At 55.8% G+C, this 13,944-nt stretch carries 12 protein-coding genes; 9 read left to right on the top strand and 3 right to left on the bottom strand.

The features are described 5' to 3' along the window. Nucleotides 1-4 precede the first annotated feature (4 nt). The 5 genes from AO242_RS22660 to AO242_RS22640 are packed head-to-tail and all read left to right on the top strand — an operon-like array spanning nucleotide 5 to nucleotide 5,682. Nucleotides 5-1,516: an efflux transporter outer membrane subunit gene (locus tag AO242_RS22660; protein ID WP_099270438.1), complete on the top strand. Its 1,512-nt coding sequence runs from the start codon at nucleotides 5-7 to the stop codon at nucleotides 1,514-1,516. Continuing rightward, on the top strand, nucleotides 1,513-2,424 hold the full coding sequence (locus AO242_RS22655) for a hypothetical protein (protein ID WP_141562238.1): 912 nt from the start codon (nucleotides 1,513-1,515) through the stop codon (nucleotides 2,422-2,424). Before AO242_RS22660 ends, AO242_RS22655 begins: the two co-directional genes overlap by 4 nt. A gap of 4 nt (nucleotides 2,425-2,428) precedes the next feature. Beyond that, nucleotides 2,429-4,603 (top strand): FUSC family protein, encoded by a 2,175-nt coding sequence (locus AO242_RS22650; protein ID WP_176560687.1) that lies wholly within the window; start codon nucleotides 2,429-2,431, stop codon nucleotides 4,601-4,603. Then, nucleotides 4,593-4,793, top strand: a complete 201-nt coding sequence (locus tag AO242_RS22645) for a DUF1656 domain-containing protein (RefSeq protein WP_099270435.1) — start codon at nucleotides 4,593-4,595, stop codon at nucleotides 4,791-4,793. Before AO242_RS22650 ends, AO242_RS22645 begins: the two co-directional genes overlap by 11 nt. 16 nt (nucleotides 4,794-4,809) lie before the next feature. Further along, entirely contained in the window at nucleotides 4,810-5,682 is an 873-nt protein-coding gene (locus AO242_RS22640) for an efflux RND transporter periplasmic adaptor subunit (protein ID WP_099270434.1), read from the top strand. 245 nt (nucleotides 5,683-5,927) lie between these two features. On the opposite strand, the gene AO242_RS22635 is transcribed toward AO242_RS22640, so the two are convergent. Both AO242_RS22635 and AO242_RS22630 read right to left on the bottom strand, forming a co-directional pair. Beyond that, nucleotides 5,928-8,036: a hypothetical protein gene (locus tag AO242_RS22635; protein ID WP_099270433.1), complete on the bottom strand. Its 2,109-nt coding sequence runs from the start codon at nucleotides 8,034-8,036 to the stop codon at nucleotides 5,928-5,930. A 242-nt stretch (nucleotides 8,037-8,278) separates the two neighbouring features. Then, nucleotides 8,279-8,683 carry a hypothetical protein gene (locus tag AO242_RS22630; RefSeq protein ID WP_099270432.1) on the bottom strand — a complete coding sequence of 135 codons (405 nt, stop codon included), beginning with the start codon at nucleotides 8,681-8,683 and terminating at the stop codon, nucleotides 8,279-8,281. A gap of 617 nt (nucleotides 8,684-9,300) precedes the next feature. On the opposite strand from AO242_RS22630, the gene AO242_RS22625 reads away from it, so the two are divergent. The 4 genes from AO242_RS22625 to AO242_RS22610 all read left to right on the top strand — a co-directional run bounded on the left by AO242_RS22625 (nucleotide 9,301) and on the right by AO242_RS22610 (nucleotide 12,929). Continuing rightward, nucleotides 9,301-9,513, top strand: coding sequence for a DUF6124 family protein (locus AO242_RS22625; RefSeq protein ID WP_099270431.1), 213 nt, complete (start codon nucleotides 9,301-9,303; stop codon nucleotides 9,511-9,513). Nucleotides 9,514-9,947: 434 nt separating this feature from the next. Continuing rightward, nucleotides 9,948-10,727, top strand: a complete 780-nt coding sequence (locus AO242_RS22620; RefSeq protein ID WP_099270430.1) for a hypothetical protein — start codon at nucleotides 9,948-9,950, stop codon at nucleotides 10,725-10,727. A 227-nt stretch (nucleotides 10,728-10,954) separates the two neighbouring features. Then, nucleotides 10,955-11,734: a hypothetical protein gene (locus AO242_RS22615; protein ID WP_099270429.1), complete on the top strand. Its 780-nt coding sequence runs from the start codon at nucleotides 10,955-10,957 to the stop codon at nucleotides 11,732-11,734. A 427-nt stretch (nucleotides 11,735-12,161) separates the two neighbouring features. Then, nucleotides 12,162-12,929 (top strand): hypothetical protein, encoded by a 768-nt coding sequence (locus AO242_RS22610; protein ID WP_141562237.1) that lies wholly within the window; start codon nucleotides 12,162-12,164, stop codon nucleotides 12,927-12,929. A gap of 189 nt (nucleotides 12,930-13,118) precedes the next feature. Here the strand turns inward: AO242_RS22610 and AO242_RS22605 are convergent, their stop codons facing one another. Further along, on the bottom strand, nucleotides 13,119-13,931 hold the full coding sequence (locus AO242_RS22605) for an SDR family oxidoreductase (protein WP_099270427.1): 813 nt from the start codon (nucleotides 13,929-13,931) through the stop codon (nucleotides 13,119-13,121). Nucleotides 13,932-13,944 lie beyond the last annotated feature (13 nt).

Below are 13,944 nucleotides of genomic sequence, written 5' to 3'. Positions count from 1 at the left end.
ATCCGTGCCGCGTCGCATCATCAGAAGGGCCGCGCCCTTCAGTGTCTGGGCTTTAACGTTAGTCATCAGCGGCTGTATCGGAACCGGCGGTATCGCACCACAAGGCAAGGCTTTGCCTGTCGATAGCCTGACGACCGACGCTGCCATACGCAGTGCCGAGCGGGATGCGCACTGGCCGGTTGCTCAGTGGTGGCGCGCCTATAACGATCCGCAACTGGATCACTGGATTGACCTGGCCGCTGCCGGAGCGCCGAGTCTGGCCATCGCGGCGGCGAGAGTTCGTCAAGCCAAAGCGATGGCGGGCATGGCTGAATCTGCCGAGTCGTTGCACATCAATAGTGAAGCTTCCCTCAAACGGCATGACTGGGCCACTGATCAGTTCTACGGTCCCGGCGCGCTCGCTAATACCACCACCTGGGACAACAATGCGTCCCTTGGGTTGAGCTACTCGCTGGATTTCTGGGGGCGGGAAAGCAACGCAACCGAACGGGCGCTTGACCTGGCTCACATGAGCGCTGCCCAGGCACGTCAGGCGCAGCTCGAATTGCAGGACAACATCGTTCGCGGCTACATCCAGCTTTCACTGAATTACGCTCAGCGCGACATCGTCGAAGCGACGCTCGCCCAGCAGCAACAGATTCTTGATCTGGCCCAGCGTCGTTTGAAGGGCGGGATTGGTACCCACTTTGAAGTCAGTCAGGCTGAAACGCCTTTGCCGGAAACCCACCGGCAGATCGACGCGCTGGATGAGGCCATTGCCCTCAGTCGTAATCAGTTGGCCGCGCTGGCGGGCAAAGGTCCGGGGGAGGGCGCCAACCTCCATCGCCCGACGCTGGCCCTCAAAACGGCCCTGAAGTTACCTTCTGCTTTACCTGCGCAATTGCTTGGTCAGCGCCCGGATGTGGTGGCCAGTCGGTGGGCGGTCGCTGCTCAGGCTCGCGGTATCGACGTGGCCCATGCCGGGTTTTATCCCAACGTCGATCTGATCGCCAACCTGGGTTACATGGCCACAGGTGGCGGCATGCTGGAATTTCTGACGGGTAAAAAATTCAACTACAGCGCCGGGCCTGCGGTGAGTTTGCCGATCTTTGACGGTGGGCGTTTACGTTCACAGTTGGGGGAAGCCTCTGCCGGTTATGACCTCGCGGTGGCGCAGTACAACCAGACGCTGATAACCGCGCTCAAGAGCATTTCCGATCAGTTGATCCGCCGTGAGTCCATGGACAAACAACAAGCGTTCGCCAGCGAGTCGGTGGCTGCGGCGCAGAAGACTTACGACATCGCAATGATCGCTTACCAGCGCGGGCTCACCGATTACCTCAACGTGCTCAATGCCCAGACTCTGTTGTTTCGTCAGCAGCAGGTCCAACAACAAGTCCAGGCCGCCCGCCTGAGCGCCCATGCCGAACTCGTCGTAGCGCTGGGCGGCGGCCTGGACGCGGGCAGCGATACACCGGCCGAAGATAAAACCCAGGCACCGAAAACGCCGGCCACACTGGCGGTGTTTGGCCAATGAATATCTCCACTGAACGCCTTGATCCCGGTAAGAGCGAACTTGTTCGCGAGGCTTTTCATCTGACGCGCCGCTCAACGCGCCTCGCTAACAAGTTGCCTCCTACCGGGGAGTGCGTTCCTGCAGGTGGGGCAATGCAGGTCAGCCTCGAGATTCCCTGCGAACCCAATACTGGTAGGAGCGAACTTGTTCGCGAGGCTTTTCATACGACGCGCCGCTTCGACCGTCTCGCCAACAAGTTGCCTCCTACCGGGGAGTACGATCCTGCAGGCGGGGCAATGCAGGTCAGCCTCGAGATTCCCTGCGAACCCAATACTGGTAGGAGCGAACTTGTTCGCGAGGCTTTTCATCTGACGCGCCGCTTCGACCGCCTCGCCAACAAGTTACCTCCTACCGGGGAGTGCGGTCCTGCAGGTGGGGCAATGCAGGGCAGCCGCGAGATTCCCTGCGAACCCAATCCTGGTAGGAGCGAACTTGTTCGCGAGGCTTTTCATCTGACGCGCCGCTTCGACCGCCTCGCCAACAAGTTGCCTCCTACCGGGGAGTGCGTTCCTGCAGGCGGGGCAATGCAGGTCAGCATCGAGATTCCCTGCGAACCCAATACTGGTAGGAGCGAACTTGTTCGCGAGGCTTTTCATCTGACGCGCCGCTCAACGCGCCTCGCCAACAAGTTGCCTCCTACCGGGGATTGCGTTCCTGCAGGTGGGGCAATGCAGGTCAGCATCGAGATTCCCTGCGAACCCAATACTGGTAGGAGCGAACTTGTTCGCGAGGGTTTTCATCTGACGCGCCGCTTCGACCGCCTCGCCAACAAGTTGCCTCCTACCGGGGATTGCGTTCCTGCAGGTGGGGCATGGCGGGCCTGCTATAGCCAAGCACCGATCCCACAGGGTATGCGGCGTCTTGAATAGCTATATGAACCGCATAACCGCCCTCCCATGGCGTCGGGAATTCAATAGTTGGGCGCGCAGCGACGGGGTGACCTGGATCTACATCTTCAAGGTGCTGATCGCCGCATTCCTCACTTACTGGCTGGCCCTGCGCCTGGAATTACCTCAACCGCGCACTGCGATGATTACGGTGTTCATCGTCATGCAGCCGCAGAGCGGCCATGTCTTTGCCAAAAGCTTTTATCGCCTGCTCGGCACCTTGGCGGGCTCCACGGTAATGGTCGTGCTGATGGCGCTGTTTGCGCAGAATTCCGAACTGTTCCTCGGCTGCCTCGCGCTGTGGGTGGGGTTCTGTTCGGCAGGTGCTGCCCGTTACCGCAACTTTCGCGCCTACGGTTTTGTGCTCGCGGGCTACACCGCTGCGATGGTCGGCCTGCCTGCACTGGCGCACCCGGAAGGATCGTTCATGGCGGCTGTCTGGCGGGTGCTGGAGATCAGCCTCGGCATCCTTTGCTCCACGGCTGTCACCGCAGCGATTCTGCCGCAAAGCTCAGGCGCGGCGATGCGTAACGCACTGTATTCACGCTTTGGCATATTCGCTCGCTTCGTCGCTGATGGCCTGCGTGGTGTTAACCCTCGGGATGCATTTGAAACCGGCAACGTGCGCTTTGTCGCAGAAGCCATCGGCCTGGAAGGACTACGCAGCGTCACGGTTTTTGAAGATCCCCACATGCGCCGTCGTAACGGACGACTCAACCGCCTGAACAGCGAATTCATGGCCATCACCACCCGCTTCAACGCGCTGCACCAGTTGCTCGAACGCGTAAGAAGCGATGGCGTTAGCCGGGTTTTTATTGCTGCGCAGCCGGGCCTCACAGCCCTTGCCGAATTGCTCGAAGGTTTCGCCAATCGTTTTCTGACCCCAGAGGATGCCGCGCAACTGGTCCAGCAACTGGAAGCCTTCAAGGCAAAGCTGCCAGAGCGGGTGCGTGCCCAGCGTGCCGCTCTGGAAGAGCTCCAGCCCAGCGAAGCCGAGCTGCTGGATTTCCACACCGCTTACGAGTTGCTGTACCGGTTGGTCAGCGACATGCACGACTATGCGCAGACCCACGCCTCACTAGCGGATCACAAACACATCCGGGAAAAGTGGGAAGAGGAGTTCCTGCCCAAAACCAGCTGGATGACCGCGGCGGCGGCAGGTATTCGGGCAACGTTCATTCTGGCGATCATGAGTGCTTATTGGGTAGCGACTGCCTGGCCCAGTGGCGCAACCATGATTCTCGTGTCGGCTGCCACCGTGGCGTTGTCATCCACCACCAACAACCCGCGCCGTATGTCGTTTCAGATGGCCTGTGGCACGTTGCTCGGCGCGGTGCTGGGCTTCATCGAAACTTTTTTCATCTTCCCGAACATCGATGGCTTCCCGCTGCTGTGCCTGAGCCTTGCGCCAGTGTTCATGCTGGGTGCATTCCTCGGTTCGCGACCGCAGTGGTCGGGCTACGGGCTTGGATTACTGATCTTCTTCAGCATCGGCTCGGTGCCGGACAACCTGACGATCTTCAATCCTTACACCTTCATCAACGACTACATCGCCATGGTCATCGGCATGCTGCTGTGTGCCGCTGCGGGCGCGATCATCTTGCCGCCGAACGCGCGCTGGATGTGGCAACGACTTGAGGGCGATTTGCGTCGTCAGGTGGTGTTCGCCATCAGCGCGCCCCTGAATCGTCTGGGTTCAAGTTTCGAAAGCCAGACCCGCGACCTCATGCACCAGGCCTACGGATTGGCGGCTGGCAAACCGCTGGTGCAACGCGAGCTGCTGCACTGGATGTTCTTGGTGCTGGAAATCGGCCACGCGATCATCGAACTGCGCCGCGAGCAGGAAACCCTTCCGGTCCATCCGGCGTATGCGTCATGGCAATCCTGGCGCGTAGCGATTCGGGTCATGGGGCGGGCGTTGATCCGGCTGTTCATCCAGCCGGATCACAGCAACTGGCAGCGCGCACTGGCAGCCGTTGATCACGCGATCAATCGTGTGCAAAGCAGCGACGAGCCCTTCGCGCCTCACTTTGATACCTCGGTGCTGCGTCGGGTGAAGAGCTACCTGCACTTCATCCGCTCGTCACTGCTGGACCCTCAATCACCTCTGGCCGCGCATGCCCGCAAAGGTCATCAGCAAGGACTGACTCATGCCTCGTGAAATTGCTTTTCATGGCCTGTACATGCCCAGCGTGACCGTCCTGTTTTTGATCGCATTGGTGCTTGCCTGGGCACTTGACCGACTGCTGGCGGGCTTTGATCTGTACCGCTTTTTCTGGCATCCGGCGTTGCTGCGTCTGAGCCTGTTTACCTGCATTTTCGGCGCGATGGCGCTGACCGTTTACCGTTGATTCTTGAGTAGCCCTGATGAAAAAGCTCTTCAGTCTGATCGCCACGTTACTGGTTCTGGCACTGGCCATCTGGATCGGCCGCACCTTGTGGGTCAACTACATGGACACGCCCTGGACCCGGGACGGTCGGGTGCGCGCCGATATCATCAACGTCGCCGCTGACGTCAGCGGCACAGTGGTCGATGTGCCGGTGCGTGATAACCAACAGGTCAAAAAGGGTGACCTGTTGATGCAGATCGATCCCGAGCATTACGAGGTGGCGGTCAAGCAGGCGCAGGCATTGGTAGCGTCACGCAAGGCCACCTGGGAGATGCGCAAGGTCAACGCCAGGCGTCGTGCCGACATGGACAATCTGGTGATTTCAACCGAAAGCCGCGATGACGCGAGCAACATTGCGGTGTCGGCCCAGGCCGATTATCAGCTGGCATTGGCCGGGCTTGAAGCTGCCGAGCTCAACCTGCGCCGCACGCGGGTGCTGGCAGCGGTAGATGGCTATGTCACCAACCTCAACGTGCATCGCGGTGACTACGCCCGCATAGGCGAGGCGAAGATGGCCGTCGTCGATATGAATTCGTTCTGGGTCTACGGCTTCTTCGAAGAAACCAAACTGCCGCATATCCATATCGGTGACCCTGCGGACATGCAGCTCATGAGTGGCCAGTTGCTCAAAGGTCACGTGGAAAGCATCGCGCGCGGCATCTATGACCGCGACAATCCGGAGAGCCGTGAGCTGATCGCCGACGTCAACCCGACCTTCAACTGGGTGCGCCTGGCGCAACGCGTGCCGGTGCGGATCCATCTGGATGAAGTGCCCGCCGACGTGCTGCTGTCGGCGGGCACTACGTGTACGGTGATTGTGAATCCAGAGGTCGGGCGTTCCGACGGTTAACGATCACTCGGTTCAAGGCAGCACACCGAGTAGAACCTAACTAACCCCGTAGGACCGGCTTTAGCCGGGAGGGCGGTATTTCTGGCGAAGGATATTTAGCGATGTCCCAACGCCCTCCCGGCTAAAGCCGGTCCTACAGATTTGAGTAAATTCTGTGGGAGCAGAGCTTGCTCGCGATAGGGAACCCCGATCTATCTGGCAGATCATCTAACCCTGACGGTGCTCGACGTTGTCTGCGATGAGCTTCATGAGAACAATCGAAGTGTCGCCTCAATCCCCAGTCTGGCCTCGTCAGCCGCGGTTTTCTGAATCGCCCGGTTGAACGTGCGTTTGGTCAGCTCTCGCTCAAGTCGCGCCTGATTGATACCCGCTGTTCTGCGTAAACCCTCAAGGTTGGGAATGAATAAGCCATCCTTGTCGTAGGCACCGACAATCGCCGAGGGCGGTATATCGGTTGCGTAGTTAATCTCGACCGGAGCCAGGTTCAAGCGGGGAGACTGAGGATAGCGCGCAGCAAAGTCATTGGCATAAAGGTGATAACCGTCCAGCTTGCGCGCGTCGACAAGGTAGGTGTGCCCCCCTTTAGCGCCTCCGTAAGTAAAAGCCCCAACGTGGTCCTGATCATAAAAAACTGATGTGGAGATCCCTCTGCCATCGGGGTCCAGCGCATCGTGGCCGCCACCAAATCCGCCGCGCACGCCGGTCGCCTGATGGATATCTTTTTGCAGATCGGCGGCAGGTGTTCGCAGCTTGAAACCTTTTTTGAAGATGACCTCGGGGGCGCGGGTATCGCCGCGAAAAACAAAACCGCGGTACACCGTAATGTCATAAGACTCGATGAGCTGCTGCGAAAAATGCCCGTGCTTTTCAACCCATCGCTGCGTGGCCTGCGGGCCTTTTTTAAAGTCGGCGTTCAGCTTCAATTCCAGCGCGCCCAGCCTGGCCGAGTGCTTCGAGCGCTCCAGGGCATCGATCAAATAAGGCGTTGCGGAAGATGGCAGTTTTTTTGCGTGGAGGAGCACTTTGAGCTTCTGTGCAAGCTGGGTTCTGGCCACTACTGAAAGCCCTTTGCCGACCACTTTCAGCACCAGAGGGCCGAGGACTTCGGCGAGTGCTCCGATGATAGCCGCACGGTACAAATCAGCTGCCACTTCGGGCAGGTCTTCCAGTTCTGCCCGCACTGCATCGGTGGCTGCCGAGGCGACCCCCAGCAGGAAAGCTGCGATCAACCTGATCGGCACCAGACTGACACTGACCGGCAGCGTGATACCCAGCGACAGGCCCGCCAGAAGATAGCCGCTGAACTCTAGAGCCGAGTCAGTGAGGCGCTCTGCATCCGTCGACACCAGCGTATCGATATCAGACAACAAGCGTTGATAACTCAGGTCAAACAGGGCGTTTGCGATGTCGGGGCTTGCATGAAAGGTGATAGGAGCCACCCAGTAATACTTGGTCTCGAACCTGCGGACATATTTGACTTCGTCATTACCCGGCTTGAGTCGCTGATAGAGCGGGATGCGCGCCAACACTTTATTGCGCAGTGAGGCGTGCCTTTCGATCTGCGCACGAAACTGACCGAAATCACGCGGTATTTCGTAGACCGACCTTTGTTGGGGTTCATTGCCGAGAAATACCAACAAGCCTTGAACGGTCTGGTCTTCATAATATTCAGGCGTTGGCAGAAATACGGCCCGCTCCAGCTTCACTCGCGACGAGCCCTCGAACTGCACAAGTTGTGGTTCGATCCAGCCGTTCAGGTAATCATTGGCGAGTGCAATCAGGGTCGTGGTTGAGGCTTTGTGCTCCAGATATCGACGGATAATGTTATCCAGTTCGTGCCGCGTGAGCAGCAGGGAAAGTTCTTTGACGTTAGGACGATTGAAGTGCGCCTCGACCTCACTGATATAGCGCTCCTGCAGGTTCACCGTGTCGAACAGCTCGCGCAATTCGGGCGGGAACGCAGGCGGCCAGCGGATGCGTATGGAGGTTGCCCCCTTAAGGTCGTGGCGAAAAAAGTCAGTGACTATCTGATGGAGTTCAAAGGTGGCGATCTTGGCGCGGGGAGGGCTGACGCCTATGAGTCCGCTGTGACGAGAGTCGGTGTATTCAACATTGATCTTCGTGGTGCTGGCGAACAGCGCCTTGTGCGGCTCATGCATCGTTGAGCGCTTTACTTCTGTGCGAATGAAATCATCGATAAAAGCAAAAGGGGAAAGTAATCGAGGTTGCGAGACCGCGTCGATCAATTCGGCCAGGTCATTGGCTAACTGGTTTATATCGGCAGGCACCGAAACTGTCTGGTCAGGGCTGTTTTCGTCGCCGAACCGATAGGGTGCTGACAGGGTAGCGTCCATTTTTATCACTCCTTGATGGCGCTTGCAGTGCATCCATTGCTCTGCTTGAAATCATGGTTGGATCTCCTGTGAAAAATATAGAGATGTCGCTGAGAAGAGGCTGTAGGGTTTTTCGCTTCTTCTGCGCGATCACGGCCTGACTGAATGACACTTGGGCTTGTCCAGTCGTGAGAAAAGCGCTGAAGATAGTGGGGGTCAGGTAACCGAGGGAGTATTCCCCCGGTCGTGCTGGCCTGACGGTTTCAAGGGGTGATGGTGTAAAGGACTGATTCTGGACCTGTAGTCCACATGTCCGCCTCTACGAGCCAAAAGTTACTATCGATCTTGACTTGGTCTCCAATCCGGAATGCGTTGTTAATGGACTCTGCGGAGTACGTGAGCACAGCGTCAACGCCGACCTGGAGAAAAGCATCCCTAATTGGAATGCGGTAAGGAACATCAGCTTCGTTCAGAGGGTACACGTACACCCGGTTAAAGCTCGCGCTTGTCATCCCCGAAATGATCACATTGAACCCACCGTTGGCGGTAGCGAGTGGCAGCTCGTTGCTGCCGAGCGGTGACTCTCTAATATAGGGCTTTGGTAACTGAGCCTTAGCCGACTCTGCAGTGGATATCGAAATGGATGAACTTCCTTGAGAGTCTTTCATTGTTCTAATTCCTTTTAGTTACCGAATATTCAGACTGGCCAGCAATTTGCCGCCTGATCTATGCCTTCATGCTACTGCCGCTAAATAAGCGGCGGTACTGTCATAAATGACAGTCGCCGACGAGTGGGGAAATTGTATTTTCTTTAGGAGCTGCCGAAGGCTGCGAAGCATTCACCCTGACACCGCGATCGCAGCCTTCGGCAGCTCCTACAGGTCCGATGTTTGCCGCGACAGCGCGTGGCGCCATGGGTAAATGCACAGCCTTTATGCGAATGATGGCTTTTATGTAACTTCAGCTAACCAAATAACCCCGTCCTACACCCCATTCCTGCGGCCTTTTCCCTTTCTTCTGAGTGAAGTTTCCGAGAAAATCCCGAGCCCTTGCGCAGGGGGATTTCGGGCACTAGGCTGCGTCCGTCGTTGAGTATCAGCGATCGGGTTTAGCAGCCTGCTTTCGTGTTCCTCCTGCGCAAGCTCCGTCTATGGCGGCTTTGTGCGGGGCACTTTCGAGTGCGCCGGTAATGGGGGAACCGCCGGTCTGCTAACCCGTTTCAAAGCCGCCACCTTTTTTCGTTTAGCAGCGTGCATCTGGTGGCCTTAAGCAAGAGGTTTCCCTGATGATCAAAGTAACTCCAGATCCACCACAACCCACGCTAGAAGAGTCCCTGCATCACGTCAGTGACCTGCTGCGTTGCGCCGCCGCCACTGCCTACGAAACCGGCGACAGTCTTAATGGCCCGAAACGCGATTTAGCCTTCTCGGTGGTGCACCTGATAGGCATGGCCAAAGCCGAACTCGAACGCTCACTGGCGCGGGTGGAGTCCAGGTAATGCATGGCTCCTGCCGGGAGAGCGTTTCAATCCGCCAACAGCCGCAATGACCAAACCGTCAACGGCTACAACGCGGTAACGCGTAGCCCAGCCCTGTAGGCGCTGCCGAAGGCTGCGATGGCGATATGTCAGGAGAAATGCTTCGCAGCCTTCGGTAGCCCCTACAGAAAATACATTTCAATTCAGTAGTTTTGCATGTTGTTTTATGAGAGCGAGTTCATTCGCGAAGAGGGCACGCAGCACTCATCTGCACGGCATGTACCGACTATTAAAAGCAGTGTTTTTCGACCCTGCAATCGCTAATGGGTCTAACTACTGTCATTTCTGACAGTAGTCAGCTGTGTTCTGTATGAACAAGAATTGTAAGAGGCCCCCAAACAGACTGACATTAAGGAGTTGTCAGGACCGCGTTATTTATCAACGGAGTTGAGACCATGGCAAGTCAATCGCAACCTGTTTCCCCCACCATTACCCAGGCATTAAGCCTGAGCGGTGTTACGGCCAATGGCGGTGTCAGTGGCGATACCAGTTTTTTCCTTTCAGGCTCGGCGGCACCGGGTGCATATCTACTTGTGTCTGATGGCGAAAATGATTTATCGATAACTCAGGCTTCCCGGGTCGGTACTTGGGGCTCTGCTGTGCAGGCTGGACCCGGGCAACATTTTTATACTGTCAGGCACCTCAACAAATCACGCTCACCTCAATGGATCATTACCGTAGACCTTGATGCCACGACGCCCTACGCCTCACCGGCTGCTGACGCGTTGATTGAAGAGTTTGAAACGGGGGTGCCGGGTGAAATCCCTGAAGGGAGCTGGCGAAAATTTCCTAATTTAAGCGTCACTGCGATTGCTGGAGATATCAGTGTGTACCTGGCTGATCCTTCTCCTTCTATAGGTATAAGTGGTAACTGCATTAGATTCAGGCCTCTCGAGTGGTCGGGAAGTGTACGGTTCGATCTAAACGAGGGAGCCTCTGATGTGTACTTTAACTGCTACCATGAGGGACAGTCGATTCACGAAAAGGAATCGTGGCGTGCTTATGATGAGCAAGGTCTTCTCATCGCATTTGGCTATTTTGATTCCGCGCCTTGGCAAAATATTCACGGCTACGGGCTGACAATTAAATCAATCGTAGTAAGCGGTGGAGTAGGGCTGGAGTATATGCTAATTGATTTTGTCAGTTTCTATACCTATGACTGTGAGTGCAAGTAGATAGTGCTGGAAGTCAGTCGGTAAGTTTCAGGTGTTGGTAACGGATTGTATTAAGGATTAAGCAAATTATTAAACTTTCAGTCTGTTTTATGGCGCGTTGACCTGTATCGCGTCGCTCATGATGCTAAAGCGATTTCTCAGTATCTCCAGGGAGTGAGAGGCGTTAACCAGAACACTGGCATCAGTGATTTATCAGGCCTGCATAATTCATCAACGGAGTTGATACCATGGCAATTCAATCGCAGTCTATTTCACCCACCATTACCCAGGCAGTAGGCCGAAGCGGTCTCACGGTTAATGGCGGTACCAGTAGCGATACCGGGTTTTTTCTCTCTGGCTCGGCAGCGCCGGGCACCTACCTACTGGTGTCCGATGGCGAAAATGATATATCGGTAACTCAGGCTTCCCGGGTCGGTACTTGGGGCTCTGCTGTGCAGGCTGGACCCGGGCAGCATTTTTATACTATCAGGCACCTCAATAAATCGCGCTCACCTCAATGGGTCATTACCGTAGATCCTCACGCACTGAAACACTACACCTCACCTGGAGCTGCTGCTACGTATTGGGAAGACTTCGAAACAGGTGTGCCGGGCTTGATTCCTGAAGGCAGTACTCGCGAGTTTCCAAGTTTGAGCGTCACCGCGATAGCAGGAGACATCAGTGTGTATCTAGCAGACCCTCCACCTTCTACGGAGGTCAGTGGTAACTGCATCAGATTCAGCCCCGTCAGTTGGTCGGGTAGTTTACGGTTCACTTTTAATGAGGCAGCATCTGATGTGCAGTTCAATATCTATCAGAAGGGGGGCGGCTTCGATGAGGGCCAAGCCTGGCGTGCTTACGATGAACAAGGTCGACTTATCGCTTACGGCGATCTACATCACAGGTGGCAGACCATTCACGGCTACGGGCAAAAGATAAAGTCGATAGTGTTGAGTGGTGGGCGTGGGCTTGAATTTATGCTGTTTGACCGGTTTTTGATTTATACACATGAGTGCGAGTGTGAGTAGTTTACTGCGATGCGCAATAGGCAGGTGAGGTACTATCCCGCTACGAGCTGCGACTGTATTTGGCACCACGCTGTCTCGCGACAAACATAGGACCTGCCTAAGGCTGCGATAGTGGTGTGTCAGGAAAATGCCTCGCAGCCTTCGCAGCCCCTACAGAAAATACATTTCAATTCAGTAGTTTTGCATGTTGTTTCGTGAGAGCGAATTCATTCGCGAAAAGGGCGGCACAATAAACCCATCCGCATCGCATGTATCGATTATTAACTTGCCCCCTGTTTTAGGCGGCAGCAATAGCCAATCGGTCTAACCACTGTCATTTCTGACAGTAGTCAGCTTTCCCAATACTCACAATGATTGAGAGGCATCATCCAGAGCCTGGCATCAAGAATTTCTCAGGCATGTGTCATTCATTAGTGGAGTTGATACCATGACGATTCAATCGCAATCTGTTCCACCGTCCATCACCCAAGTAGTCAGTCCCAGTGGTTTCACGCCCAATGGCGATACTTGTGGCGATACCGGACTTTTTCTTTCTGGTACGGCTGCGCCCGGTGCTTATCTACTAATCTCCGATGGCGAAAACGATCTGAGTATCACTCGGGCGTCCCCGCGCGGCAGATGGAGCGTTGCTGTGGAGGCTGTGCCGGGGCAGCATAGCTATGCGGTAAGGCAACTCAATAAACCCCGCTCACTTCAATGGCTGATTAACATCGATCCTGGCGCGATAAAACCCTCTGCCTCACCCGTTATCACTGCCACGTTAACGGAAAACTTTGAAACAGGCGTACTGGGCCCCATCCCCGAAGGTAGCTCACGTGCTTTTCCAAATTTACATGTGACTCCTGACCAGGGAGCCGTTAGTGTGTATCGAGAAGATCCCTCTCCCTCTCCATCTATTATCGAGGGCATCTGTATCAGATTTGAACCTTTAGGGTTTGGTGGGGGAGTGCGTTTCTTATTGAATACGTCAGCCATTGAGGTTGTATTTGGTGTATATCAGGTAGGCTTTGGCTTCCACGGACCAGAATCCTGGACTGCTTACAATGAGCGGGGTAGCGTCATAGCTCAAAGTCAATTTGTCATAGGCCCTCGGCAGAGAGTTTACGGCAATGGTCAAAAAATAAAGGCGATAGGGGTGAGCGTTTGGGAGGGTGTGGAGTACATGTTGATTGATAATTTGATTATTAATACATGAGTGCGATCAATAGCGTGCCTACTGGGTTTTTCAGTAATACATTCGGCCTTAAACGCCTACGGACTGAGTCCAGATAACGCACCTTTCTGTAGGGTAGCTTGTTGGCGAAGTCGGACTGGCTGAGGCAGATGTGCCGCCTCGCCAACAAGCTACCCTACAGATGATTAGCGGTTCAAGCTGCTGGCTCGTTTAGAGCTTCTCATCCAACCCAAACCGCTGGCGCAGTTTTTTATCCAGCAAACCTTTGGGCAGTAACCAGCTCATCAACGGCAACACTCGCGAGCCGTTGCCTGATCGCAAGAGGTGTGGCGGCTGGGCCTGATGCACTGCGCGCAGCACATCACGAGCAAAATCGCTGGCGGGAGTCGGGTTGTCCTGCGAAGCCTTGGCCCGTGCCCGAATCCCTTCACGCAGCGGCCACCATGGCGATTGCTCATGGATCAGCAATTCAGCCTCATGGCTGGCATTCTTCGCGAAACTCGTAGCGATGGCGCCCGGCTGAACTTCCAGCACCTGAATCGAGAAGGGCGCCAACTCAAGACGTAAAGCGTCACTCAACGCATGCACCGCTGCCTTGGAGGCGCAATAGGCCCCGGCAAAAGGTGTGACCAACACTCCGGATACGCTACCGATGTTCACCACCAGGCCCTTGTTGCGCCGCAGTGCTGGAAAGAACGCACGGGTTACGCCCACGATCGAAAACACGTTGGTTTCGAACTGGCGCTGCATCGCCTCGACGCCGCCATCGAGCAATGGCCCCATAGCGCCGTAACCGGCGTTGTTGATCAGCACATCCAGCCCTTCAAATCCCGTGGCCAATCTCTCCAATGCCACACCGTCATTGACATCCAGTTGCACGCCCGTGAAACCGGCAGCGTTGAGCGCGGCAACGTCATCAGGCTTGCGCGCGGTCGCCCAGACTTCATAACCCGCGTCTTTGAAAGCATCCGCCAAGGCGCGGCCAATGCCGCTGGAGCAGCCGGTGATCAGGACGTTGGGCATTGAATTGTTCCTT

Source organism: Pseudomonas sp. ICMP 561 (assembly GCF_002699985.1).
Lineage (GTDB): Bacteria > Pseudomonadota > Gammaproteobacteria > Pseudomonadales > Pseudomonadaceae > Aquipseudomonas > Aquipseudomonas quasicaspiana.
Note: the sequence above shows the minus strand (reverse complement) of the source record. Positions and strands in the feature narration are given on the sequence as shown.